The following is a 26,955-nucleotide window of genomic DNA, read 5'->3' as shown; positions in this document are numbered from 1 at the left end:
CTGCGTAGCCAGAGCTACAACAGGCGATGTCTACGACGGGCTATTCGCTGTCGCACTATTGGTCTGTGAAGCTAAAATTAACAGGTAAACAAGTTCAGCAAGATCAGAATACTTCATGCGGCGAGACTCAATATTTTACAAACTATTTCAACAATCTCCCACATTATTATTTGAATTATTGACCAATCCCCCAACAAACGCTAACGCCTATCGATTTGACTCAGTAGCAGTCAAAGAACCCAAATTTGAAATAGACGGCGTATTCCTCCCACCAGAAAATGCCGGTACAGGAGTAGTGTATTTTTGTGAAGTCCAATTCCAAAAAGATGAACAGCTTTACGAAAGAGTATTTGCTGAGTCATCACTATATTTTTACCGCAACCGTGAGAGATTTAGCGATTGGCAGGTAGTCATCATTTACCCATCTCGCAGTTTGGAACAAAGCCAGATTCATCCCCATCGCTCATTGCTCAATGGCGGACAAGTGCATCGAATATACTTAGATGAATTGGGGGATATTCAGACCTTACCTTTATGGGTAGCGCTGATGGTATTAACGACAGTTAAGGAAGAAATTGCACCAGAACAAGCCAGGTATTTATTAATCAGAACTCGGCAAGAACTATCATCGCCCACAAGTCGCGCCATAATAGAGATGATCATAACGATTATGGTGTACAAGTTTGAGCAGTTAAGTAGAAGGGAGGTAGAGTCGATGCTGGGAATCACACTCCAGGAAACGCGAGTTTATCGGGAAATTAAGGAAGAAGGACGTGAGGAAGGGCGCGAAGAAGGGCGCGAGGAAGCAACAGTTAATCTAGTTAACCGACAGCTAACAAAGCGATTTGGCGAACTAACTCCAGAAATGCGTTCTGCCATCACTGGTTTACCTTTACCTGTTTTGGAAGACTTGAGTGAAGCACTGTTAGATTTTACCAGTGTGGCTGATTTGCAGTCATGGTTAGCAGGGCGATAAGTCCGATCCTCTGTAGGTGCTGCTAAGATAGAAGCGATCGCTTGACTTTTAAGACAGTCGCTACACATTTTTATTTTATTTTTTGGGCTTAAGCGAGCGGTATTGACTCTCGGAAAACATTAAAGCTATTTTCAGCTAAATAGACGAAATTGCCTCATAAAATTTATACATTTTGAGGTGTGTAATGAATGCGGAAGATGTCATGCTCACCGACATCCCGCCCAGAACTGAAGTTCAGGGCTAATAGCGAAAGTCCACTCAAGTGGACTAAATGAACAATTCAGTCCACTTGAGTGGACTTTCGCTATGAGACTCGGAATTTATTCCGAGGCGGGATAGGAACGCAGTGTGTGAGATTTATTAATAAAGATATGGCTGCGGCAAAACTTGTGTAGCTTCATCTCATTACAGGCTTCGAGTATACTTATTGACTTTACAAACATCCTCTGATTGCAATTTACTCTACCACTACGCAACTAAAAAGTTCACAAAATGTCTGCCAACTTTACCACCAGACTATCTGCTAAATCCAATAACCTAATATCATCTGTATCAACACTATTCCCTTCACCAGCTAACAAGTTTCTCACAGCAGATAACCGATCATTGGTTTCAGAAATTCTCCAAGATTCTTCTAAGTTTACTGCAAAATCAAACAGCGATCGCTCTCCTAAATACTGTCTTACCTTGATAGCTACACTATCATTACTTACCAAAAATTCTTTAATAGCATCTAATCGATAATTACCTAATATTTCGTCATTTCCCCACGTTTCTAGCCAGTCTCCATCTACATCTTCAACGTAAAAATTGACATAATCAACCCCGTAAGTTAACCAGCTTTGCTGCATTTGTCGGGCTGTTGCTAAAGCTTCCGCAAATGTATCTAGTTGATTGTTGCAGCTGTGAGTTTCTCTTTTGTTAGCCATAAAAGCTCTAATTAGCACGTAAGTATTTAGGCTATAATCCAAATCTGGAATATCAAATTCCAGAAAAATCACGAAAATTTTAAATATTTGCCACCAGAAAGGTAATCACTGTTATACAGTGCCACGTTGACTAACTGGTTGACAAAATTAGCGTCCTTGGGATTGTAACTTAAGAATAGTCCTCTCTCGATTTCCCACGATCGCAGTGTATTTTGCCAAGCTTCGTACTTTTGGTGATTAAGTTCTTCACTAACACTGGTAATTTGAATACACAGTGGTTGATTGTTACGACTAACAATTAAATCTGTTGCCATAGAAAGGTCGGCGATATAACGCTGCCAAAAACTACCTTCTCGACTGACAATATCTTGGGCTATTGATTTGATGATATCATGATCAACCTGATTAAATTCGCCTGCCATCAATTTTTGTTTCCAAATATAAAACTTGGAGTCACTTGCATTGAACCATCTAGGAAAGAGATAACCATACCAATATCTCTCAATCGCCGTCATTTGCTCGAACTTTGCTTTTTGTTCTTCTTCTGAAGGTAAGGATTTGATTATCAGCCAAATTGTAGAATCCGTAATCACCTCTAGGAGAAAGGCAACGACAAAGGGTTTTGCAGTTAGCGAACCTGGCTTAATATTCTTTACCCAACGATTGATTTCATCTAATCTTGTCGCTAAATTATGATCTATCGAGGAGGCTTGCTCGATAAGGGACTTTAGCTTCTCCTTAATCTCTTTAGCTTGCAAACGATGCCCTACTTTCAGAAGATAACGCTTTTTTCACACATTTATAACTAAATCTTAACTTGAAAATGTCTTTACTTAATTTGCTGGTGTCATTAAATATTCTCTAGGTCAATGCCCTGTGTACGTAAAACCTCCCGCAGTCGAGCAATTTCTTGCTCTGCTTGTTGGGCGCGTTCTTCTGCCTGTTGAGCGCGTAAACTTTCTTGTTCAGCCAGTTCTTCAGATGATAGTATCAATTGATTTTCAGTAGTGAAGAATCTTAATTTACCTTCATAAACTCCCAAATAAAGTTCTAACTGTTGACTCCACAAACGTCCATCAGTAGTGGGTTGAATCTCTTGATACTTACCATCAACTAAATGAAATCCCTGAAGCTCCATTGTTACAGGATCAAACCAGAAATAATCTGGTGTACGGAAGGTATCCTGGTAAACTTGTTTTTTTAAGCCTTTATCAATTACTCTGGTTGAACTTGACAAAATTTCCACAATCAGGTTTGGATATTTGCCGTCTTCTTGCCAAACTACCCAACTCTTACGGTCTTTTTTCTCGGTTCCCAAAACTACAAAGAAGTCTGGCCCACGGAAATGTTCTGATTTTTTCTGGTTAGGACTGTAATAAATCGTCAAATTGCCAGAAGCATAGAAATCTTGCCTTTCTCGCCACCATAATTTGAGGATGCGAATCAGCAAATCGATTTGTTCTCGGTGCAGGTCACTTTCCAAGGGTGGTTCGTCACTCAGTATATCGCCAGGAGGAAAAATAACTTCGTCTTCTGTAAGACCATCAGACATTAATTCTAGAGTAGCAGGTTCAGACATCAGCGATCGCCCCGCGATTTACATTCATTATTACTGAAAATTCGGCAACTTACAGATGGCTTTAAAAACTTGCAAGAACTCAATCGCATCTGGAGATTGATTCAGACTTAATAATGGCATTAACTGATAAGTTGGTTGCTGTTCATGTCTTAAATAAACAAATTGATAACGTAGTCCGCTAGTTGCCAGTCCCCAAACAGCTGGTTGTTGATCTAAACTTTTAAAAGTATAAGTGAGTAATTGAGTTGACATACTCCTCGCCCTACAAGGGCAAGGATTCTAAGCTCAAGCAGTAATTGCAGTCGGAGACTGTCTAACATTACCTAACTTAACGGTTGATGCCCCAACCATAAGAATGTTTTTTGCGGCATTTTCATCACGCCCATTAACTGATTGACATGATGGACAGCGCCACTCTCTAATCGACAAATCCAACTCTTTAAGAATATGTCCGCAATGGTTACAAGTCTTGGTGCTGGGATACCACCGATCAATAAACACAACCAGTTTATGTTTCTTTTTGGCAACCCATTCTAATATTTGCAGAAATTCTCCAAAAGCCAAATCTGATATTTTACGTCCCCAAAGACGATGCATTCCTTTAAGGTTTAATGTTTCAAAACACAGCACATCAAATTTATTGGTCAGATCGTGTGCCAGTTTCCAAAACCAGTCAGAGCGCTGATTTGAGATATCCTCATATTTCCGGACTAGATTCTTTCTTGCGCGTTCTCGATTGGAGGAACCTTTTAGTTTTTTAGAATGATGTCTAGTGGCTTTTTTAATAGTATTAATCGATTGTTTCAAAAATTGAGGAGATTCAATTGTGGAGCCGTCAGAGCAAGTAAGGAACACTTTTAACCCGAAATCAAAGCCAGCGATTTTACCTGTCTTAACTTCAAATTCTGGTTCAGCACAATTATCAACAACCACAACCATAAACAACTCACCTAATGGCGTTCGCTTAATGGTCAGTGTTTTGACAGTTAAGTCAATCTCTCTGGACTTCCAATATTGATAAACTCTATTCCCAATCTTGATCCGATTACCGCCCAAAAGCTTATAGCCAGCAAGCTTTAGAGTGAATGACTTGTACTTTTTAACCTTCTTAAATCCTGGTGGTCTTACTCCTTTCTTGCTGCGTTTAAAAAATAATTGGTAGGCTTTCTCAATGCGTTGACAGATATCCTGCACAGATTGAGATCCCACTAATTGCCAAAACTGATTACGCTTCCTTCGTTTGGCAATATGAGATTGAAGTTTGGCACAGTTCAGATGTTTACCCCACATTCGATAATATCGTTTGTGGAGAGCGATTGCGTGATTGTAAATAATCCCAGCAGCATTGATGACTCTCTTCAGAAATCGATTTCGCTTGTGGTTATACAACTTAAATTTTAATGTTTTCATATTGTTTTAACCATGAAACATAATCTTCAGGAGTACATGGTTTTACTTGCCCTCCATTCCACTCATGAAAGCTTTTGTGGCAACTATTACACAGGCATATCCCGTTCGATATATCTAGTCTTAATTGAGGGTGAGTAGAGTAGCTATAAAGGTGGTGCGCTGCCAGTCTGCCGCCTTTATGTATACAAGCATTACAGGTGTAGTCTCCCTTCTCTTTAACCAATCTCGCCCATTTCTTTTGTTCAGGCTTCAACCGATCGCCAACCCTTTCGTAGCATTTTCCATCCTTGTAAAAATGATTCTGATCTCCCCTCAGCGCTTTGCCATAACAGGGATGATGATTTGACTTCACACCAAACCAAGGATTCTTTTCACCCTTCATTTTACCGCTATGCCGCTCTCCTTGCATCTTAATAGAGTTGTTATCTTCCTTAGTTAGACCTTTATTCCAAGCTGACTTTCCTGCCATGCCTCGCGGGTTCTTGTTACCTTTAAACCTGCACGATCGACACTCATGAAAGTCTTTATCAAAGTAGTCAATTAAATTTCCTTGCCATACTCGTTCGCAGGCAATTACATCACACTTCACTTGAACCTTTTTTTCGGTTATGTTGATTTTTATCCCGCCATAATCCTTAATCGATTTAGAGCCTGCTCTAATACGTTGAACCTTAAATTGCGCTAAGTCTGTCAAGATCATCCTCCCTCCATTACCCCAGCAGCATTGATTGACCGCTTGAGGTATCTATTTCGCTTGTGTTGGTACAACTTAAACTTTAATGTCTTCATGCTAATATATTAGCATATTTTGACGGCAATATGGCGGCATGAAAAAGTTAACTGTGCGATGTTCTGATGAAGAATATAAGATGCTTTTGGAATACTGTACCCAAACAGACCGCACTCAAAATGATGTATTAAGAGAAATGATTCGGAAGTTAAATAAAAGCCGTGCTAGAAGCACGGGGCTTTAAACCCATTTTTCCGGTAACAATAGCGATCGCACTCATAACCAACCATGTCTCAACCAACTATAGAATCAATCCTACAAGAGAATCGCCTCTTTCATCCTACCTCGGAATTTTCACAGAAAGCCCATATCAAAAGCTTGGAAGACTATCAGCGTCTCTACGCTCAAGCCAAAGCCGATCCCCAGCAATTTTGGGCAGATTTGGCCCGAACAGAATTAGAATGGTTCCAAAAATGGGATACAGTATTAGACTGGCAACCGCCTTTTGCTAAGTGGTTTGTTGGCGGTAAGATTAATATTTCTTACAACTGCCTTGACAGACATCTCACTACTTGGCGCAAAAATAAAGCAGCATTGATTTGGGAAGGAGAACCAGGTGATTCGCGTACCCTCACATACTCCCAACTGCACCGGGAAGTTTGCCAGCTTGCCAATGTATTGAAGCAACTGGGTGTACAAAAAGGCGATCGCGTCGGAATTTATCTGCCGATGATTCCCGAAGCTGCGATCGCCATGTTAGCCTGTGCCAGAATTGGCGCACCCCACACCGTGGTATTTGGTGGTTTTAGTGCCGAAGCTTTGCGCGATCGCTTAATTGATGTCACAGCTAAACTGGTAATTACAGCTGATGGTGGTTGGCGCAAAGATGCGATCGTCCCTCTCAAGCAACAGGTAGATAAAGCCTTAGCTGATGGTGCTGTTCCCAGTGTCGAAAATGTCTTAGTTGTCAAGCGCACTGGACAAGAAACTTATATGCAGTTAGGGGGACGCGATCATTGGTGGCATGATTTACAAAAAGGTGTATCAGCCGATTGTCCCGCCGAACCAATGGACAGTGAAGATATGCTATTTGTCCTCTACACTTCTGGCAGCACCGGCAAACCGAAGGGTGTAGTACATACAACTGCTGGTTATAATTTGTATAGCCATATAACCACCAAGTGGATATTCGATCTGCAAGATACTGATGTATATTGGTGTACCGCAGATGTAGGTTGGATTACGGGACACAGCTACATTGTCTACGGACCACTTTCCAACGGTGCAACAACCTTGATGTATGAAGGTGCGCCCCGTGCTTCTAATCCTGGTTGTACATGGGATGTAATTGAAAAACACGGCGTTAATATTTTTTATACTGCACCTACGGCAATTCGCGCATTTATTAAGATGGGAGAACAACATCCGAATGCGCGAAATCTATCTTCGTTGCGTTTGCTGGGAACCGTCGGCGAACCGATTAACCCAGAAGCTTGGATGTGGTATCAGAAAGTAATTGGTGGCGATCGCTGTCCAATTGTTGATACCTGGTGGCAAACAGAGACGGGCGGTATCATGATTACACCGCTACCGGGAGCAATTCCCACCAAACCAGGTTCGGCAACTCTTCCCTTCCCCGGAATTATCGCAGATGTGGTGGATTTAGAAGGAAACACCGTACCCAATAATGAAGGCGGTTATCTGGCGGTACGACATCCTTGGCCAGGAATGATGCGGACAGTCTACGGCGATCCAGAACGCTTCCGCCGCACCTATTGGGAACACATTCCCCCCAAGGATGGTAATTATACTTACTTTGCTGGTGATGGCGCAAGACAAGATGAAGACGGCTACTTCTGGGTAATGGGTCGTGTGGATGACGTATTGAATGTATCAGGGCACAGACTCGGTACAATGGAAGTAGAATCAGCCTTAGTTTCTCACCCAGCAGTTGCAGAGGCGGCGGTAGTGGGTAAACCGGACGAACTTAAAGGTGAAGAAGTAGTCGCTTTTGTGACTTTAGAAGGTACTTATCAGGGGAGTGAAGAGTTGAGTAAAGAACTCAAGCAGCACGTTGTCAACGAAATTGGTGCGATCGCGCGTCCGGGAGAAATTCGGTTTACAGACGCTTTGCCCAAAACGCGATCGGGTAAGATTATGCGGCGCTTGCTGCGGAATCTAGCTGCTGGTGAAGAGGTATCTGGGGATACTTCGACCTTAGAAGATAGAAGTGTGTTGGATAAATTGCGCGAAGGTACGTAGCAATTTTAGATTTTGGTGAAGCAGCGCGGGAACAGGGGTTTCCCGCATCAGCGACTGCTGTTAGCGCCAAGGGAGAAGGCATTGGCATTTCCTGTATTGGAGATGCCATGTATAACGCTCGAAATATCGTTATACATGGCTATCAAACACATCCTAGTATTAACTTACTTTTGATTAATTAATGCCACCAAGAGATAGCATTCACTATATAGTCAAACAAGCGATCATTAATGATGGTTGGAAAATAACTGACGACCCTTATGTTATTTCTTACGGGGAACGATTCTTATTTATAGATTTGGCTGCTACTATATCATCGACATTTAACCAAGCTCAAGGAAGTTTTTCGGTGCAACAAAAGAAAATCAGCGAATAGCAATTGAAATTAAAGATTTTCGCGGTCAATCTGTTATTGCTGATTTAGAGCAAGCCGTTGGACAGTATACACTCTATCAGCTTTTACTGAGTAGAATAGAACCAGAGCGAGAACTATATTTAGCAATTACAGATACTATCTATAACAATATTTTTAATGAACCAATTGGCCAACTAGTAATTACAGAAATGCCACTGAAATTAATTATCATCAATTTACAAACAGTAGAGGTCATACAATGGATACCAGCACGACCTATCGAGAAATAGTCAAGCAGATAATTACACAATATGCTAAACTTCGCCCCTCGCATGGAAATATTCGACTCGACCCAATCTTTGATGAAACGCATGATAGGTATGCTTTGATGCAAGTGGGTTGGGATAGAGAACGGCGAGTCAGAGGAAATCTAATTTATATAACGCTACAAAATGGTAAGGTTTATATTGAATATGATGGCATAGAACACGGCATAACCCAAGATTTGATAGCAATGGGGATTTCTCCACCAGATATCGTTTTAGCTTTTCTGCCTGAATCAGAGCTAGCTGCTAGTGTATGAAAACTCTAAATTAAGCATGACTTATGCAAAAAGGCAGTGAAAGTCCTGATTTATGGTAGGGGCAATTCATGAATTACCCCGACATTTCGTACTTGATGCGTAAGTCCTATTAAGATTCAGCGAAACTGAAATTGTCGCGCTAACGCGCCCACATTTATCATGAGAATAGGACATTATTGAGGCATTGAGGACGATGAAGCTGAAGAGTAAATCAAAATCAGCATTTGTTCAATCTTTTAGTGGCATGACGCTGAGTATCATCACTGTAATTAGTCTATCACCATTAGTGTTAGCGGTTCCTGCAAAAGTTTCTTTGGATTCGCCTGAACAGTCTGTTGAGAGACAACCGCAGAAAATAGCACAGTTTTCAAACACAGATACACCAGAGCGATCGCAGCTCCTGCAACAAGCCAATGCTTTATACAATCAGGGAGACTTGACAGGTGCAGAGGAAAATTTACGGAAATTCATTAAAAAATCCCCAGAAGACGCTTTCGCACACTTTCAACTGGGAAACGTACTTTTTCGGCAAAAGCAACCAGAAGAAGCAATTAGCTCTTATCGAGAAGCCATTCGCCTCCAGCCAAAATACGCCCTAGCTTACAATGCGATCGGTATTGTTTATGCTAGCCAAAGTCGCTGGGAAGAAGCTATTACTGAATATCAAAAAGCTCTAGAAATTAATCCTAATTATGGCGAGGGGCTGACTAATTTTGCACTGGCATTGTGGCAAACAAATAAAAAAGACCAGGCACTATCTTCTCTAGAAAAAGCTTTAAATATTTTTAAAACACAGAATAGAGGTGAAAAAGTTCAACAAGTCGAACGAATCTTGCGAGAGATAAAAACTGCTGATCAGCCTAGTGTTTCATGAAAATCAGATTAAGTAGGTAGGCGTAATTAAATATAAGATCAAACCTCACCCTCAATCCCTCTCCAAAGTATCGGAGAGGGAAGCCGGAGGCAGGGTGAGGTTTTATATTTAATTTGACCCACTTACTTATAGCGTTTCCCGATCTAGTACAGTACATTTCAAAACCTCACCCCCAACCCCTCTCCTTACTAAGGAGAGGGGAGAACCGCTTATTTTTTATCGGGGTGAGGTTAATTTGATTTTTAATTAGCGAAAGTCATGAAGAACGTTAGGTAAGTCCATCAAACAACGAATGGGCAAACAAAGCGGCTTGAGTGCGATCGCGCAAATTCAACCGACTCAGAATATTGGTAACATAATTCTTAACAGTGTTTTCTGAAAGAAACAGCGATTCGGCAATTTCCCGGTTATTGGCTCCACAAGCAATTAACCGCAATACATCTAATTCTCTGGCTGTGAGTTGCGCCAATTCTTTTCGAGGTTCCACAGATGCGACAGGTGCGGCAATCGGCATGAGCGCTTTCTCAAACAATCCAGGACCCAGTAGCGTTTGTCCTTTGTAAACGGATAGAATTGCTAACATTAATTCATCTGGTTCGGTGTCCTTGAGCAAATAGCCCTTTGCACCCAGCCGCATCGCTTGGTAAACATACTCATCATCATCGAAGGTGGTGAGGACGAGAACCTTAATCTCAGGATATTGTTGAGCGATCGCCTTTGTGGCGGCAACGCCATCCATAACAGGCATCCTGATATCCATTAGCACAATATCGGGTTGTAGTGCGGCAATTTGTTCAAGCGCCCGTTGCCCATTCTCCGCTTCACCGATTACCTGCATCTGGGCATTCGACTCAAGCATACTCTTAAGTCCCTGGCGAATCAGATGCTGATCGTCAACTAATAAAATCCGAATCATAGCTAAAACACCAATAGCTTTGATAGTGGCAAAGAAACAGAAATACAACAACCTGTTCCTAATTGACTGTGGAGATTCAACTGACCGCCCAGTGCAACCGCCCGTTCTCGCATCCCTTGTAGCCCAAACCCGGTTGTATTTTGAGTGGGGTTGAATCCTTTACCATTATCTTCGATTGACAGATGAATTATCCCAGCATGAGCCAGTAGTCCAACCGTGACATTCGTCGCCTGAGCGTGTTTGCAAATATTTGTCAACGATTCTTGCACAATCCGATAAAGGGCGGTATTTACTTCTGTTGGTAAAGTCTGCGGTAGATCAATTTTACAGGACGGTTCAATACCTGTGGTTTGCTGAAAATCTGTCAGCAGCTTTTCAATGGCTGATTTGAGAGTTTGCCCTTGCAAAGGATTTGAACGCAAAACAGAAAGCGATCGCCGAATTTCTAGCAGCGCCTCAGCCCCCTGTTGCTTTGCCTGTTTGAGAAATGTCAATGCTTTGTCATTATTTGATTGCCAGAATAACAAAGTGTTATTAATCTGAATGGTTTGGGCGGCGAGAGTGTGTCCCAACCCATCATGAATTTCGCGGGCAATTCGGTTGCGTTCCTGCAAAGTTGCCTGATCTTCAATCCGTAGCGCATACTGGCACAGTTGTTGATTGATGATCTCTAATTGCTGATGGGCAATTTCTAGCTGCTCTCGACTTTGGCGCTCTGCAAGCAGGGCATTAATTAACAATAAAGCGAATATTAACGTTAAGCAAAACAATAAAATATTACTTAATCGCCAATCCCAAGACATAGCGATCAGCTTATCTCTCATAAAATTTTCAGGTACAATCGGTCTTGACAAAAGAATTATTCCATAAGAAAGCAGAGATGAACCCAAGACAACCAACTGTCCTGATAGTTTAAATATCAGACAACTCCGCATCACCAGTACCAGACACAGCAGGAAAACGGAGCGAGGAGATAAAATATGTTGAGTCGCTGGCAGCAAAATTAAAACGAATTCCAAGGCTGTATAAACTAATTTTGTTTCCAGCTTCAGCATTGGTAGTCTCAAGCCCATCAAGCTGAAAGTGGCGATCGCCAGAACTCGTAGCAGCAAAGACCAGCACAACTGAAACGGCAGCAGAACTTCCATAAACACTGCCGTGGCTAATAACAGCCACTCTAGGTAAAGCAACAGACGAAACGATGGGTAGGTCAAGCGAACCATAGAACTGTTCCAACTCAATGGCCTTTGTAACAAAACCATAGGTATTTTCACAATTTTAGGATGAAATTCTTCTTTCTATATAACGAATCTGTCTCTAATATCGATAGAGCCGTTCTGACTGATTAACTATTCCTGAATTAGGAAAAAAGTCACAATAACTTGAGTACTTTTTTACTGGACAGGTTAGGAATTCTAGCTCATGCACAAACCCATGCCAACTTTTAAGATTAGCTGGTATGAGTCAAGCAGCAACTTTTCAAACATCTTCAAGCAGTCATAAATCGAAATTCAGTCAGAACAGTCATATTACACACAACAAAAACCAGAGAAGTAAATGATTAAAAAACAGATAATTTTACCAACCCTTCTACTTGCAACTATCCTTATTGGAGGAATGACAGGTTGCAACAGTTCTAAGTCTCCAGATGTGTCTCAAGGTGACAACTCTGGTGGAACAAAGGTATCTGATACCAACACTTCTGCGCCAAGCTCTCCTGGAGCGAATACGCCAGAACGCGCCCAGAAGCGCGAAGCAGTTCGCAAGCAAATTGAGGCAGTTCTGACCCCAGATCAGGTAAAGCAATTGTCAGCGAAATTGCAACAAGGTGAAAAAATGCGTCAAGCAGTGTTGAGCCTGAATCTTACGGCTGAACAAAAGACTAAAATTCAGGATATTTTTAAGACTGCCTATCCTCACCGTAAAGGGCAATCCTAAGATAATTCGTAATTCCTAATTTTTAATTACTGTTACGTAAGGGTTTTAGACATTTAAATTTGGTCGTTTTCTTGGGATATAAATTTCGGTGTTGCTTTTTAAATCAGTGGGATTGAAACCCGTTACTGATTGCATTCTGTTCCTAGTTCCTCGTTCCCATGCTCTGCATAGGAATGCATTCATTGAGGCTCTGACTCAATGTTTGACTCGAGGCAGCAGCCCCTAATGAGCCATTCCCACGCAGAGCATGGTAACGAGAGAACCAGAGACAGTGGGGTATTCAGTCGCCTACTTCAAGTATTACTGAATTTTGGATTGTTATTCAATAATTAAAGTATGTTCAAGCAAAAATTACTCGTCAAGATAGAACTCGCCGTTATCGCAGTAATCCTTACAGGAACTAGTCTCTACGCCTCCAAAGTTCTAGGTCAACCTCAACCTAGTCCTCAAAAACTCGTGGATCAGGTGTGGCAAATCCTCGATAAAAACTATGTTGATGTTAGCTTTAATCATCAAGATTGGAAAGCAATTCGACAGCAGTATATTAGCCGTTCCTATAGTTCCAAGAAACAGGCTTATGTGGCGATTCAAGAAATGGTGGGCAAATTAGGCGATCGCTACACCGAGTTTTTCGACCCCCAGGAATTTCAAGCCCTAAATAACGACCTTTCTGGCAACCTTAGTGGTGTCGGGCTGGAACTAGCACTGAATGAAAAAACCAAAGCCTTAACTGTTATTGCCCCGATTGAAGGAACGCCTGCTTTTAAAGCGGGTATTTTGCCCGACGATGTAATTGTCCAGATTAACGGTCAAAGAACTCAGGGGATGAAAATTGAGGATGCCGTTAAGCAGATTCTCGGCCCGGTGGGAACCAAGGTAGTACTCACGATTCAACGGGGTAGCCAATCGCAAATTTTCAAACTTACCCGCGCAAATATTGCGATCCATCCTGTAACTTACAATACACAAACAACACAATTAGGTAAGATTGGTTACATTCGTTTACCAGAATTTACGCAAACTGCGGCGGCAGAGATGCATCGAGCAATTCAAGCATTAGAAAAACAACAGGTGCAGGGCTACGTTTTGGATCTGCGTTCCGATCCAGGTGGACTCCTGGATGCGAGTTTGCAAATTGCCAGTATGTGGTTAAAGCAAGGAGCGATCGTGTCTTTGGTAAATCGAGACAAAGTTAAAGAAAGCTACAATGCGTCGGGACATCCTCTCACCAATAAACCCTTAGTGATACTGGTCGATAAGGGATCTGCTAGCGCCAGCGAAATTCTGTCGGGAGCGCTGCAAGATGATCATCGCGCCCGGTTAGTCGGGACTCGCACCTTTGGTAAAGGTTTAGTTCAATCCGTAGAGCCACTAGGGGATGGTTCGGCGCTGAAACTAACGATCGCTAAATACTACACACCGAAAGGTCGAGATATCAATCATATCGGCATTGCACCAGATATTACTGTGGAATTAACTGAGGCACAACAGAAAGCCTTAGTGCAAAATCGAACCTTGGGGACATTAGCTGATCCTCAGTATGCTAACGCCGTTGCTGACCTGAGCAAATTGATTCAGTCTGAGGCTAATCATTTAAGTTTACAGCGTGGGAAATAAGTCAGAACTTAGGAATAAGAATTAAATAAGATCCAATTTATGTCCCCGACTTACCTCACCCTCAATCCCTCTCCTTATAAAGGAGAGGGATCGTGAGACAGGATGACGTTTTGTATTTTATTTAATCCACGTTCCTTACGCAAAATTGTCTCAAAAACCTGATTTATCGTAGTGGTAATTCATGAATTACCACTACTTCAGAACTTTTTTGCGTAGGTGCTGTAAGTATAGCGATCGCAAATGAAATTGGTAGAAGCGGGAGTTGAGGGAGTAAAGGATTTGGCTATTTCTAATAAACTAAAATCCTCTGGAGGTTCTGATGATCCATGAAATTTCTAACGAGAGTTTAACTGAGAAGAGTATGGAACCGAAGCTCCCGCGATCGCCAAAAAAGATTACTTGGGTAATTTTGGGCGTGATGGTGCTGGCTGGACTAGTTGTTTTTGGTATCCATGCGGGTGCAGCCAAGACAGAGAAAACGGGAAAAGCTGATCGTAATAAGCAGCAAGTGACACCTGTAACTGTGGCAATGGTGACACAAAAAACGGTTCCAATCCAATTGCAGGCGATCGGTAACGTGCAATCGGGGTCTACGGTAGCGATTACGCCCCAAGCCAGTGGACGGATCATTGGAGTTTATTTTAAGAAAGGTCAAGAGGTGAAAAAGGGACAACTTTTGTTTACCCTGGATGAGCGATCGCAAACTGCTGCAATCCAGCAAGCTCAAGGAACTGTCGCCAAAGACCAAGCGCAGGTACAACAAGCAAGAGCTGCATTAACTAGAGATTTGGGTCAGGTAGACCAAGCTAGAGCGAATTTAATTAAAGACCAAGCTTTGGTGCGACAAGCCCAGGCGACTTTGGCCAAGGATCAAGCGCAAGCAGAATTTGCCAAAGGACAAAGCGATCGCTATGGTGCCTTGTATAAGAAGGGCGCGATTAGTTTAGATCAATCACAGCAATACGTTTCTAATAGCAAATCGGCTACCGCAACTCTGCAAGCAGATCGAGAAGCGATCGCTAATGCTCAGGCTGTTTTGAAAAGCGATCAAGTGGCTATAAGTAATGCTCAAGCCGTTGTTAAAGGCGATCAAGCTGCGATCGCTAATGCTCAAGCCGTTGTCAGTTCAGACCAGGGAGCATTAGATAATACCAAGGTGCAATTATCTTACGCCAAAATTTATGCGCCCATTGATGGTCGCGCTGGCAATATTCTAGTGACTCTGGGCAATGTGGTGCAAGCTAATAGCACGACTCCATTGGTGAATATTACCCAAATTCGCCCGATTCAAGTTGCTTTTTCGATTCCCGAAACAAATCTACCCCAAGTACAAAAGTATATGCAGAATGGCAAGCTGAAGGTAGATGTGACGTTCCCGGATAATCAAGCTCGTCCGTTACCAGGTACTTTGTCTTTTGTCAATAATACGGTTGATAACACTACGGGAACAATTCAACTGATTGGCGACTTTGACAACACGCAAGGACATTTATTTCCCGGTCAATTTGTGAATGCAACGCTGACGCTGACTCAACAACCGAATGCAACGGTTGTTCCCTCCCAAGCTGTGCAGAATGGCCCAGATGGACAGTTTGTTTTTGTAGTTAAGCCAGACATGACAGTGGAAAATGTTCCAGTTACAGTTAGCAGCAGCATTGATGGGCTAGATGTGGTTCAGAAAGGACCGCAACCAGGCGATAAAATTGTCACCGATGGTCAAGCTAATCTGGTTACGGGTAGCAAAATCCGCATCAAAACAGCCGGCAATAATTCAAATACAGATGGGAATTCCTCGAAATCGAGAAGAGGAAGCGGGGCAGGGGGCAGGGAGCAGGGGGGACAATCTCCTAAGTCAGGCGGAGGTGAATCATGAACCTCTCAGAACCATTTATCCGCCGCCCGATCATGACGACTCTGGTGATGGCGGCGATTTTAATCTTCGGTTTCATGAGTTATCGCTTGCTGCCAATCAGCGATTTACCAAGTGTGGATTATCCCACAATCCAGGTAAGTGCCGCTCGACCGGGAGCCAGCCCCGAAACGATGGCCGCATCGGTTGCCCGTCCTTTAGAGAAGCAATTTTCCAGCATTGCGGGACTCGATTCCCTCAACTCAACTAGCACTCTGGGACAGACTCAAATTACCCTGCAATTTAATCTGAGTCGGAATATTGATGACGCGGCGCAGGATGTGCAAGCCGCGATATCGGGAGCATCGGGGCAAATTGCGACGGATTTACCCAATCCTCCCACTTACAGCAAGGTTAACCCCGCAGATCAACCTATTCTTTACCTTTATCTCGACTCTCCGACTCTGCCCCTTTCCCAAGTAGATAATTATGCCCAGACTTATCTAGCGCAAAAGTTATCTACAATCAATGGGGTGGCACAGGTAGCTGTCTACGGTTCCCAAAAGTATGCGGCTCGAATTCAACTTGATCCGCAGCAATTGGCAACGCGGCAAATTGGGCTAGATCAGGTGGCGACGGCGATTCAACAGGGTAACGTCGATTTACCTACCGGCAGTCTTTCGGGAAATCACAAGAATTTTACAGTCCAAACTAACGGGCAACTCCAGGATGCGGCTGCTTATCGCCAGTTGATTGTGTCTTATAAAGATGGAATGCCCATCTATCTGAATCAACTGGGTCGGATTGTTGACAGTGTAGAAAATGACAAGTTAGCAAGCTGGTATAACAATACTCGCGCGATTATTATCACCATTCAAAGACAGCCCGGAACCAATACGGTAGAAGTCGTAGACACGATTAAGAAATTGCTCCCGAATCTGCGATCGCAGATTCCGGCATCCGTGGAAATTGGGATTCTCTATGATGCGTCTCAGTCGATTCGAGATTCAGTAGATGATGTCAGATTTACGTTGATTCTGACGATCGCTCTAGTTATCTTAGTAATCTTCCTATTTTTGCGGAACCTCTCGGCGACGGTGATTCCCAGTTTGGCGTTACCCGTTTCGCTGATTGGCACCTTTGCGGTGATGTATTTGCTGCACTACTCACTAGATAACCTGTCGCTGATGGCGTTGACCCTTTCGGTGGGCTTCGTAGTGGATGATGCGATCGTCATGCTAGAAAATATCGTCCGTCATATAGAAATGGGGGAACGTCCCCTAGAAGCGGCGTTAAATGGGTCAAGAGAAATTGGTTTCACCATCCTATCAATGACCCTTTCCTTAGTTGCAGTCTTCATCCCCATGTTATTCATGAGTGGAGTTTTGGGACGATTATTTCATGAATTTGCTGTGACGATCGCAGTTGCAATTCTCGTCTCTGGTTTTGTGTCTTTGAGTCTAACTCCGATGTTGTGCAGCCGTTTTCTGCGTCCGGTGGATCACGCCCATCAAAGTCGGTTATATCAAGCTTCCGAATATGTATTCGAGCGCTTCCTCGGTCTGTACGATTGGAGTCTCAAAAAAGTCTTAAAATATCACCGCACCACGATGATTTTATCTGGCTTTCTATTGCTGGTGACAGTTTGGCTGTTGGTGATAGTTCCCAAGGGCTTTATTCCTAGCGAAGATACCGGACAAATTACAGGCATTACCCAAGCAGCCCAGGATGCATCCTTCGATAATCTTGTGCAGCATCAGCAGACAGTTGTTAACCTGATTCGCCAAGACCCAAACGTGGATGCAGTCAACTCCAATATCGGGGCGGGAGCGAGTGGTAGTGGCGGTGGGGCAGCAGTTGCAGCTAATTCTGGTAGTTTGTTTATTCGGTTAAAACCGCGATCGCAGCGCCAACTTACTGCCGACGAAATCGTTCAAAATTTGCGAACTAAACTTGCTACTGTTCCAGGTATCCAAGTATTTTTACAAAATCCCCCGGCGATTCCGATTGGCGCTCAACAAAGCACAGGACTTTATCAATTAGCACTCCAGAGTTCTGATGTCAAACCCTTGCAGGAGTATGTTCCCCAACTTGTTCTCAAGATGAAGAACTTGACAGAACTCCAGGATGTGAACAGCAATTTACAGTTTGCTTCTAAGATCCAAATTGACATTGACCGCGATAAAGCCTCAACTTATGGGATTACCGCCGAGCAAATCGAAAATACCTTGAGAAGTGCTTACGGTTCCTACCAAGTGTCAACCATCTATGCAGCTACCAATGAGTATCAAGTGATTCTGGAATTAGCGCCTCAGTATCAAGAGAATATCAATGCTTTGTTGGCATTATACATTAACTCTAGTACTGGAGTGGCAGTTCCTCTGAAGACATTTGCCAAACTATCTCAGGGAGTCAGCCCGTTAATGGTTAATCATAACGGTCGGATGAACGCCGCGACCATTTCCTTTAACCTCGCTCCCGGTGTGTCCTTGGGAAATGCCAACGAAGAGATTGAAAAACTGATTAATCAGGTGATTCCTGCCAGCATTAGCACGAACTTTCAGGGCGCAAGTCAGGTATTTCAGAGTTCACTGCCGAGTTTGGGTTTATTGTTAGCGATCGCAGTCTTAGTAATTTATCTGATTCTGGGTGTTCTCTATGAGGATTTCCTTCACCCGATTACGATTCTTTCTGGTTTGCCTTCAGCAGGTTTTGGCGCATTGTTAACGCTGATAATATTCCATGTCGAACTGAATGTTTACTCCTTCATCGGCATAATTCTCTTGGTAGGCATCGTCAAGAAAAACGGCATTATGATGGTGGATTTTGCCATTGAAGCCCAGCGAAATGAAGGGAAAAAGCCCTCTGAAGCGATTTATCAAGCCTGCTTGGTGCGCTTTCGCCCGATTATGATGACGACAATGGCAGCGTTAATGGGAACTTTACCGATCGCGATCGGATTTGGGGCTGGTTCCGAATCCCGCCGTCCTCTAGGGATTGCAGTTGTGGGCGGACTGGTATTTTCTCAGATATTGACCCTATATTTAACTCCCGTGTTCTATATATATATGGAATCATGGCGGAAAAAACTTACTCAAGTTAAGTTCCGTCGGGTATTTTCATTTTCAGGCGGGCGATCGTGATATTTAAACGAACCGCAGAGACGCGGAGGACACAGAGAAGAGAATTAAGAGAGTTTTTTACACCAGATATTAAAGCCGTTTTTTTCCTGTCTCCTGTGTTAAAACCCAACATTCAGTTAAGCATTTCTTTCTTCTCTCAGTGTCCTCTGCGCCTCTGCGGTTCGTAAAGAGTTAAGCCTTAACCCAAGCACATTGCTATTTAGCGATCGCATCCTCATCACATTTCTGGGAGAACAAAACCCATGAACCTTTCAGAACTCTTCATCCGTCGTCCAGTCATGACCACCTTGGTAATGATCGGTATCCTCATCTTCGGTCTGATGAGTTATGTACTATTACCCATCAGTGCCCTGCCTAACGTTGAATATCCTTTTATTTCTGTCTCTGCTAGTCTCCCTGGTGCCACCCCCGAAACAATGGCATCTTCGGTCGCCGCACCTCTAGAAAGACAGTTTACTGAAATTGCCGGACTCAATTCATTTAATTCCACCAGTTCAACTGGTAGCACCAACATCTCCCTACAATTTGACTTTAGCCGCAGAGTGGAAGATGCCGCCAAAGATGTACAGGCAGCCATCTCAGCCGCAGCCGGACAACTGCCCGCCGGAATGCCTCACCCGCCCACCTACCGCAAAGTCAATCCGTCTGTCTCACCAGTTCTGTATCTGTATATGTATTCTGAGACACAGCCAATCTCCACAGTAGATGAATACGCGGAGGTAACAGTTGGTCAACCAATCTCGATGATTGATGGTGTTGCTCAGGTACAGGTCTATGGTCAACAGCAATATGCAGTCCGCGTCCAGCTTGACCCGCGAGAGTTGGCATCAAGGGGAATTGGTCTAACTCAGGTAAAAACTGCAATTCAACAGGGAAATGTCAACTTGCCAACTGGTAGTCTCTCTGATGCTTACAAAAGCTATACGATTCAGGCAAACGGTCAACTCACCGATGCTGCCGGCTATCGCCAGCTAATTGTAACTTACAAGAATGGTGCGCCCGTGCGTCTCCAGGATTTGGGGGACGTAATTGACAGCTCACAAAACGTCAAAGTCTCGAATTTGTATAGCGATCGCAAGGTAACAAACCGCCATTCTGTTGTTCTCGCCGTGCAGCCGCAACCGGGTGCTAACACTGTAAATATCGTTGATTCCATCCAGGAACTTTTACCTACACTCCGCGAACAAGTTCCCAAATCCATTGAGATGGGGATTATGTACGATCGCTCCCAAACCATCCGAGCCTCTGTCAACGATGTAAAGTTTACCTTGGTTCTCTCGGTTTGTCTAGTTATCTTGGTAATTTTCTTATTCTTGCGTGACATCACTGCGACGCTGATTCCCAGTTTGGCGCTACCTGTAGCGATCATTGGCACTTTTGCCGTGATGTATTTGTCGGGCTTCTCCCTAGATAACATCTCACTTATGGCGTTGACCCTCTCCGTGGGCTTTGTCGTGGATGATGCGATCGTGGTGTTGGAAAATGTCGTCCGTTATCGGGAAATGGGCGAATCTCCCCTAGACGCAGCATTGAAGGGATCAAAAGAAATCAGTTTCACAATTTTGTCAATGACCCTCTCCCTAGTGGCGGTGTTCATCCCGATCATGTTTATGAGTGGAATAATCGGTAAATTATTTCATGAATTTGCCGTGACGATCGCAGTGGCAATTTTGGTTTCAGGTTTTGTTTCCCTCAGTCTCACCCCCATGTTGTGCAGTCGATTCTTAAGTTCATCCCATCACCAAAGACCAAATCGGCTCTATCGAGTCTTAGAAGGGGGATTTGATTTTCTACTGCGGGGATATGATTGGACGCTCAAACCCGTCTTAAAATACCGCCTGATGACGCTGATTGGTTCTGGCATTCTGCTGCTAATGACCGTCTATCTGTTCGTCATCGTTCCCAAAGGATTTATTCCTACGGAAGACACCGGACAACTGATGGCGAACACGAAAGCCGCCCAAGATATTTCTTTTGATGATATGGTGCGTCACCAGCAAACGGTTGTTGATATTATTCGTAAAGACCCCAACATTGAAGCAGTTGACTCGATTGTGGGTGCAAGTGGCCCCAACGGTTCAGTCAACGGCGGGCGAATTACTATTCGGCTCAAGCCACGTTCTCAACGTCAACTGAATGCTGACCAAATCATTCAAGAATTAACCCCAAAGTTGAGACGGACAACTGGGATTAAGACATTCCTCCGCTCTCCGCCAGCCATTCCCATCGGTGGACAACAAACTAATTCTACTTATCAGTTCACCTTGCAGAGCTTGAATTTGCAAGACTTGCGCCAATACGTTCCGAAACTTGTAGATAAAGTCAAAACCCTACCAGGACTCCAGAACGTTGATAGCGATTTACAACTCAGCACTCCTCAAATCCAAGTCCAATTTGACCACAACAAAGCCGCAACTCTGGGGATTACCGCCCAACAAGTTGAACAAACCCTCAGCGCCGCTTATGGTTCTAGCCAGGTTTCTACTATCTATACCCCAAATGACCAATTTTATGTAATCTTAGAAGTGAAACCGGAGTTTCAGCGAGATCCCAGCGCCCTATCGCTACTATATGTGCAATCGAGTACTGGAAAACTGGTTCCTTTGAGTGCGATCGCAAATATCACCCAGAATGTTGGACCCCTCACCGTCGCTCACGTTGCTCAACTCCCCTCTTCGACTATCTCTTTTGATACGCTCCCAGGAACGTCTCTAAGTCAGGCTACAGATGCGATCAAGCAAGTAGCGAGTGAGTTGCTACCCTCAACAATTACCCCCAGTTTTCAGGGTTCAGCCCAGACTTTTCAACAGTCCTTCAACGATTTAGGGGCGCTGTTGTTGGTGTCTATTGTAGTAATCTATCTGATTCTCGGTATCCTTTATGAGGATTTCATTCACCCGATCACCATTCTTTCTGGTTTACCTTCGGCGGGTTTTGGCGCATTACTGACGCTGCTGATTTTCCAAGTTGATTTAAATCTTTACTCTTTCATCGGCATTATTTTGCTAGTGGGCATCGTCAAGAAAAACGGTATCATGCTGGTGGACTTTGCCATTGAAGCACAGCGAAAGGAAGGGAAAAATTCCTTTGATGCCATCTATGCGGCTTGCTTAACTCGCTTCCGCCCGATTATGATGACGACAATGGCAGCTTTAATTGGGACATTGCCCATTGCTTTGGGGACGGGTGTAGGTTCAGAAGCGCGTCGTCCATTGGGGATTGCGATCGTTGGTGGATTGTTGTTCTCTCAGATATTGACTCTCTATCTAACTCCAGTGTTTTACATTTACATGGAGGCATTGCGGAAAAACCTTGGCCAACCTAAGTTTTCCGGCTTTTTATTCAAAAAGCCCAAGGTAAGCTGACTGAGTGTGAATTCTCTGTCCTGCATCGTTTCAGTCCCCATGAGAGGATTTTGTTGAAGGAAACTTTGGGTATCTCCCGCCTTTAACGTGTCGCGGAAGTCCCCACCTTCAATGTACTCATCTCTGTGGGGATTGTGAGCGGGGGATGAGGATTACATCTGGAATTGATTTTTTACACAGTAAAAACTCTCTTCTGGATGTATGACGAATGCCCAGGATTTTCTGGTAGAATATAAAATGTCTTGACCATCAATGCCACAAGCGAAAACCAAGCTAATAGGTACATGTTGCAAGAGAAAGATTTGGGTCTTGGGAACCAGGACTCCTGCCCTTGGAGGGAATGTCAGACCAAAAAAACTACGGAGTTTTTGAGGCTATTCCCAATGAATTGGGAAGCTCAGACTTCAGCCATAGGCAAGTCTGAGTAGTTCACTCTCCCACGCTGTCGCTGGTTTCAGTCCCCGTGAGGGGATTTTGTTTATGGAAACTCACGACTGTCTCCCTTAGCCTTTCTCCTGATAGGTTTCAGTCCCCGTGAGGGGATTTTGTTGATGGAAACCTGGCTTTGTATATGCTGTTAGGCTTTTTTCAACTTTATGAATGTTTCAGTCCCCGTGAGGGGATTTTGTTGATGGAAACCAACGGGCACGGTGCCGCCCGACGTTCAGACTGCGATTGATAAGTTTCAATCCCCGTGAGGGGATTTTGTTGATGGAAACTGTCGTTAAAAACCTCTGTTGTTATTGTTGATTTGAGTTTCAGTCCCCGTGAGGGGATTTTGTTGATGGAAACTCCGTTCCCCAGGTAACGCGCATGACCCGTTACCTGCCAGTTTCAGTCCCCGTGAGGGGATTTTGTTGATGGAAACTCAAAATCCTCTGGGTTGGTCACGTTCAGTTACGACGTGTTTCAGTCCCCGTGAGGGGATTTTGTTGATGGAAACAAACTCCGACGGGTAGTATGAGTTGAAATTCCTTTAGGTTTCAGTCCCCGTGAGGGGATTTTGTTGATGGAAACTTAAAATCCATTTCTCTAAATTCAGAAAGTTCCTTATGTTTCAGTCCCCGTGAGGGGATTTTGTTGATGGAAACAAGTACCAATGCCTGAGTGAGTAGTTGAGATAAGCTTTGGTTTCAGTCCCCGTGAGGGGATTTTGTTGATGGAAACTAACCCAACCCCACTACTTACGCGCATGACCCGTAAGTAGGTTTCAGTCCCCGTGAGGGGATTTTGTTGATGGAAACCTTACCCAGCCGTTATAAAGAGGAATCCCATTGTCGTTTCAGTCCCCGTGAGGGGATTTTGTTGATGGAAACTCCATCGTATCCCTCAGCAGATGGATAAAAGAATGGTTTCAGTCCCCGTGAGGGGATTTTGTTGATGGAAACTTGTTTTATCTACCTTACTCGGTGCTACCCGGAGGGATTCTAGGTTTCAGTCCCCGTGAGGGGATTTTGTTGATGGAAACAACTTCTAGAATTTCTGGCTATCTTGCACCTTTTTCCGCGTTTCAGTCCCCGTGAGGGGATTTTGTTGATGGAAACTAGAGCCACATTTGCACTTAATTATTCTCTTGTTCTGTTTCAGTCCCCGTGAGGGGATTTTGTTGATGGAAACCCACAAATAATAAAAGGGGGAAGCCCCCCAATTACAGTTTCAGTCCCCGTGAGGGGATTTTGTTGATGGAAACCTATTCCATTCTACCGTGTAACCGTCGTTGAGGGGTGTTTCAGTCCCCGTGAGGGGATTTTGTTGATGGAAACATTATCCTACTATTTCGACCATTGAGATCCTTGATAGCGTTTCAGTCCCCGTGAGGGGATTTTGTTGATGGAAACTTCTTTGGGGACAGCAACAGCCAGTGATATTTACAGGTTTCAGTCCCCGTGAGGGGATTTTGTTGATGGAAACCTACAATTTTTCTACAAATACTAGTAATATCAGTGTTGGCTGTTTCAGTCCCCGTGAGGGGATTTTGTTGATGGAAACTTTGTTGCGTGAGGCTTTGGAGAGTTTTCAAGAGGATAAGTTTCAGTCCCCGTGAGGGGATTTTGTTGATGGAAACCCAACCGCTCTGCTTGTCCCATATTTTATGAATTCGTGTTTCAGTCCCCGTGAGGGGATTTTGTTGATGGAAACCTGAATATTGACTCCGGGGGAACATCCAAAGCTCTAGCGTTTCAGTCCCCGTGAGGGGATTTTGTTGATGGAAACCACCATCGCCTGGGCATTGCAGCTCAAAGATCCTGGTGGTTTCAGTCCCCGTGAGGGGATTTTGTTGATGGAAACCGCTCCATACTGAAACCGTTACAGAGCAAGCTTTCTGGGAAGGGTTTTGGCAGATCGAAAATTTTGGTCAATTCCAGCCTGCCTTATTGCAAGTAATTTGCAACTTCCCGCATTTATGAAACGCTATAGTTATTGATTTGTCAAGGTTCTGGCGATTTTGGCAGATCCCCCAGGCTTTTAGCCCCCGCTTCGACTTGCCAAACATCAAGCTGATACACTAATCATAAAACTATTGTTTGCTTTTGTCCAGTAATTTCCGAACTGGATATAATTGTTCCCTTGATTGCCCCGCCATCAAGTACATACAATCCTATCGAATCTTCTTCAGGCTTAAAGGATGTTTGAAAGTCGTAAAGTATACTAAAAACCCCTCTCCAAACCTCTCCCCGAAGCGGAGAGAGGCTTTGAAACCCCCATTCCCTCATAGGGAAGGGGGGCTAGGGGGGTTAGGTTCCTGATGCTTTGATGTTAGCAATAATACTTTTCAAACATCTTCTTAACCAGTTTTTCGAGCTTGGTAGTTATCAGAGGTGCTTTTTGAGCAAGAGCGATCGCTCAGTCATTTGCCGTAGTTGAGGTGTAAACCTTACTGTGGGCTATTTTATTTTTGGAAGTTCCCATATTCTAATTCTTTGAGGTTCACCGGTGCATGTAACGCTTGTTGCTTGGCAACATATCCAAAATTAGCAAAGTCAGTAAAATAGCCATCTATTCCTAACTTAATGAACTGTTCAAACTCAAGAAGCGGTTGCCCGTGGTAGTCAGGGGACAGAAAATATGAATCGCTGCGGAAGGTGTAAGGATGGAGTAGCAAGCCAGCATTATGAGCATCACTAACTAAGGAAGTTGGCTTTCCGAGGAACTTATCACCATCGCTAATCTGCCCATCTCCATTAATATCAATCGGTTGACCTTGGTTATTCAAATGTGGAGAGGCAGGTACAATTAGCCGCTTGTCAGGGCCAATTCCGGTTGCGTAAGTTTTAACTTGGGTCAACCCTTTAGGAGTGATCAGATCAGCGTAGGTTTGAGGAAGCTTGTGGTAAATAAAGTCATAAGGAGCGCCACTGCTATCAATTAACTGAATCAGAGGAATATCGACTCCAGCAGCAGGCATGATCTTATTTTTTAATTCTTTCAGATTAGAGACTTCAAAAGATTGAATAAAAATGCGATCGCGATTAGTGTAGCCGTTGGCAACCAAGCGATCAATTAGAAGTTGTGAAGTATTCACATGGATAGGAGTGCCATCTAAATATTTACCAGCTTCAGCAAAATATGTTGGGTGCTTGGTTTCGGGATAAATACCAATTTTCCGACCAGTTTTTGCTTCGCTGCGTTTGGCAAGATTGATAACTTCATCAAAAGTGGGGATTTGGAACACACCATTATACTTAGTATTCTGAGGACGAATCTTGGGCAGGCGCTCGATTGCCCGTAGTTTCTTAATCTCAGCTAAAGTAAAGTCTTCTGCAAACCAACCTGTAACACTATTCCCGTCAAGGACTTTGGTTGTTAGACGTTTAGCAAATTCGGAAACATCGGCAACGTTTGTTGTGGCTTCTTGGATAGTAGGTTTCCCATGAGCATCGTAAACAATCTTGCCATTGTTATCTGTTTTCACTGTTGCCAATAGAGGTTCGTGGCGAACAATCAGGACTCCATCTTTGGTTATTACCAAATCAGGTTCAATGTAGTCTGCACCAAATTCAATTCCTAAGTTGTGAGAACCAATCAAATCACGTCCAAAATCTCCCACCGTATGTTCTGGACGATAACCAGTTCCACCGCCGCGATGACCGATTACTATCGGAGCTTGTCCGTATAGAGTATTTAGCTTGGGAAGCTTTGGGTTGCGGCTCTCAATAGCCTGAACAAAATTCATACTCCCTAGAATGACTGAAACAGATAATGCTACAAAAAAGCAGATAAATAATACATAACCTTTGAGCCGAAGCATATTTCAACCCTCGCAAATCTACGCTTTATAGCTTGATACTGCAAGGTTAAAACAAGGTTTACGAGAGTTTAAACTCTGTAATTGGCTGTCTTTTGCGGAACTGGATTTACAACTTGATATCATGTCCGCTTGATTGCTTATTAAACCCGAAGAACCCCACCCCGCCAATGCTACGCTTTG

Annotated in this window: 21 protein-coding genes, 1 pseudogene and 1 CRISPR repeat array; of the genes and pseudogenes, 12 read left to right on the top strand and 10 right to left on the bottom strand. The window is 43.6% G+C overall.

Translation table 11 applies throughout. The features are described from left to right. Window positions 1-115: 115 nt before the first annotated feature. The gene (locus V7K31_RS27455) at window positions 116-976 is read left to right on the top strand and encodes an Rpn family recombination-promoting nuclease/putative transposase (protein ID WP_335098721.1); all 861 of its coding nucleotides are present in this window, start codon (window positions 116-118) and stop codon (window positions 974-976) included. A gap of 485 nt (window positions 977-1,461) precedes the next feature. On the opposite strand, the gene V7K31_RS27450 is transcribed toward V7K31_RS27455, so the two are convergent. From V7K31_RS27450 to V7K31_RS32000, 7 genes and pseudogenes are all read right to left on the bottom strand, one after another. Further along, the gene (locus V7K31_RS27450; RefSeq protein ID WP_335098719.1) at window positions 1,462-1,905 is read right to left on the bottom strand and encodes a hypothetical protein; all 444 of its coding nucleotides are present in this window, start codon (window positions 1,903-1,905) and stop codon (window positions 1,462-1,464) included. A gap of 68 nt (window positions 1,906-1,973) precedes the next feature. Beyond that, window positions 1,974-2,663 carry a hypothetical protein gene (locus tag V7K31_RS27445; RefSeq protein WP_335098717.1) on the bottom strand — a complete coding sequence of 230 codons (690 nt, stop codon included), beginning with the start codon at window positions 2,661-2,663 and terminating at the stop codon, window positions 1,974-1,976. Between the two features lie 92 nt (window positions 2,664-2,755). Then, a complete protein-coding gene (locus V7K31_RS27440; RefSeq protein ID WP_335098715.1) occupies window positions 2,756-3,484 on the bottom strand; it encodes a Uma2 family endonuclease in 729 nt (242 codons plus the stop codon). A gap of 30 nt (window positions 3,485-3,514) precedes the next feature. Continuing rightward, window positions 3,515-3,736: a hypothetical protein gene (locus tag V7K31_RS27435; protein ID WP_335098713.1), complete on the bottom strand. Its 222-nt coding sequence runs from the start codon at window positions 3,734-3,736 to the stop codon at window positions 3,515-3,517. A 33-nt stretch (window positions 3,737-3,769) separates the two neighbouring features. Continuing rightward, window positions 3,770-4,894, bottom strand: coding sequence for an RNA-guided endonuclease InsQ/TnpB family protein (locus V7K31_RS27430; RefSeq protein ID WP_335098711.1), 1,125 nt, complete (start codon window positions 4,892-4,894; stop codon window positions 3,770-3,772). After that, window positions 4,875-5,588: a hypothetical protein gene (locus tag V7K31_RS27425; protein WP_335098708.1), complete on the bottom strand. Its 714-nt coding sequence runs from the start codon at window positions 5,586-5,588 to the stop codon at window positions 4,875-4,877. Before V7K31_RS27425 ends, V7K31_RS27430 begins: the two co-directional genes overlap by 20 nt. 14 nt (window positions 5,589-5,602) lie before the next feature. Continuing rightward, window positions 5,603-5,683, bottom strand: a pseudogene (locus V7K31_RS32000) (transposase); the annotation flags it as partial. Between the two features lie 38 nt (window positions 5,684-5,721). Here V7K31_RS32000 and V7K31_RS27420 point away from each other — a divergent pair. The 6 genes from V7K31_RS27420 (at window position 5,722) to V7K31_RS27395 (ending at window position 9,698) form a co-directional block, all read left to right on the top strand. Beyond that, window positions 5,722-5,868: a CopG family transcriptional regulator gene (locus V7K31_RS27420; protein WP_196525298.1), complete on the top strand. Its 147-nt coding sequence runs from the start codon at window positions 5,722-5,724 to the stop codon at window positions 5,866-5,868. Between the two features lie 44 nt (window positions 5,869-5,912). Next, complete coding sequence (acs, locus tag V7K31_RS27415; protein WP_335098705.1) at window positions 5,913-7,886, top strand: acetate--CoA ligase; 1,974 nt, start codon at window positions 5,913-5,915, stop codon at window positions 7,884-7,886. Between the two features lie 181 nt (window positions 7,887-8,067). Next, window positions 8,068-8,262, top strand: coding sequence for an element excision factor XisH family protein (locus V7K31_RS27410; protein WP_335098702.1), 195 nt, complete (start codon window positions 8,068-8,070; stop codon window positions 8,260-8,262). Then, complete coding sequence (locus V7K31_RS27405; RefSeq protein WP_335099169.1) at window positions 8,259-8,531, top strand: element excision factor XisH family protein; 273 nt, start codon at window positions 8,259-8,261, stop codon at window positions 8,529-8,531. Before V7K31_RS27410 ends, V7K31_RS27405 begins: the two co-directional genes overlap by 4 nt. Continuing rightward, a complete protein-coding gene (locus V7K31_RS27400) occupies window positions 8,501-8,824 on the top strand; it encodes a XisI protein (protein ID WP_335098700.1) in 324 nt (107 codons plus the stop codon). Before V7K31_RS27405 ends, V7K31_RS27400 begins: the two co-directional genes overlap by 31 nt. Window positions 8,825-9,017: 193 nt before the next feature. Then, window positions 9,018-9,698, top strand: coding sequence for a tetratricopeptide repeat protein (locus tag V7K31_RS27395; protein ID WP_335098698.1), 681 nt, complete (start codon window positions 9,018-9,020; stop codon window positions 9,696-9,698). A gap of 268 nt (window positions 9,699-9,966) precedes the next feature. On the opposite strand, the gene V7K31_RS27390 is transcribed toward V7K31_RS27395, so the two are convergent. Further along, the gene (locus tag V7K31_RS27390) at window positions 9,967-10,614 is read right to left on the bottom strand and encodes a response regulator transcription factor (protein ID WP_335098695.1); all 648 of its coding nucleotides are present in this window, start codon (window positions 10,612-10,614) and stop codon (window positions 9,967-9,969) included. Window positions 10,615-10,616: 2 nt separating this feature from the next. Then, window positions 10,617-11,876, bottom strand: a complete 1,260-nt coding sequence (locus V7K31_RS27385; RefSeq protein WP_335098692.1) for a sensor histidine kinase — start codon at window positions 11,874-11,876, stop codon at window positions 10,617-10,619. A gap of 295 nt (window positions 11,877-12,171) precedes the next feature. On the opposite strand from V7K31_RS27385, the gene V7K31_RS27380 reads away from it, so the two are divergent. From V7K31_RS27380 to V7K31_RS27360, 5 genes are all read left to right on the top strand, one after another. Beyond that, window positions 12,172-12,552: a hypothetical protein gene (locus V7K31_RS27380; RefSeq protein ID WP_335098690.1), complete on the top strand. Its 381-nt coding sequence runs from the start codon at window positions 12,172-12,174 to the stop codon at window positions 12,550-12,552. A 336-nt stretch (window positions 12,553-12,888) separates the two neighbouring features. Further along, window positions 12,889-14,169, top strand: a complete 1,281-nt coding sequence (locus V7K31_RS27375; protein ID WP_335098687.1) for a S41 family peptidase — start codon at window positions 12,889-12,891, stop codon at window positions 14,167-14,169. Window positions 14,170-14,530: 361 nt separating this feature from the next. Further along, window positions 14,531-16,042 (top strand): efflux RND transporter periplasmic adaptor subunit, encoded by a 1,512-nt coding sequence (locus V7K31_RS27370; protein ID WP_335098684.1) that lies wholly within the window; start codon window positions 14,531-14,533, stop codon window positions 16,040-16,042. After that, window positions 16,039-19,161, top strand: coding sequence for an efflux RND transporter permease subunit (locus V7K31_RS27365; RefSeq protein ID WP_335098681.1), 3,123 nt, complete (start codon window positions 16,039-16,041; stop codon window positions 19,159-19,161). Before V7K31_RS27370 ends, V7K31_RS27365 begins: the two co-directional genes overlap by 4 nt. 242 nt (window positions 19,162-19,403) lie before the next feature. Continuing rightward, a complete protein-coding gene (locus V7K31_RS27360; RefSeq protein WP_335098679.1) occupies window positions 19,404-22,526 on the top strand; it encodes an efflux RND transporter permease subunit in 3,123 nt (1,040 codons plus the stop codon). 451 nt (window positions 22,527-22,977) lie between these two features. After that, window positions 22,978-24,815: a CRISPR direct-repeat array (repeat unit 37 nt; unit sequence GTTTCAGTCCCCGTGAGGGGATTTTGTTGATGGAAAC). A gap of 601 nt (window positions 24,816-25,416) precedes the next feature. On the opposite strand, the gene V7K31_RS27355 is transcribed toward V7K31_RS27360, so the two are convergent. Continuing rightward, the gene (locus V7K31_RS27355; RefSeq protein WP_335098676.1) at window positions 25,417-26,775 is read right to left on the bottom strand and encodes a glycerophosphodiester phosphodiesterase; all 1,359 of its coding nucleotides are present in this window, start codon (window positions 26,773-26,775) and stop codon (window positions 25,417-25,419) included. Window positions 26,776-26,955 lie beyond the last annotated feature (180 nt).

The organism is Nostoc sp., assembly GCF_036917675.1.
Lineage (GTDB): Bacteria > Cyanobacteriota > Cyanobacteriia > Cyanobacteriales > Nostocaceae > Nostoc.
This window is presented reverse-complemented; position numbering and strand designations above follow the sequence as displayed.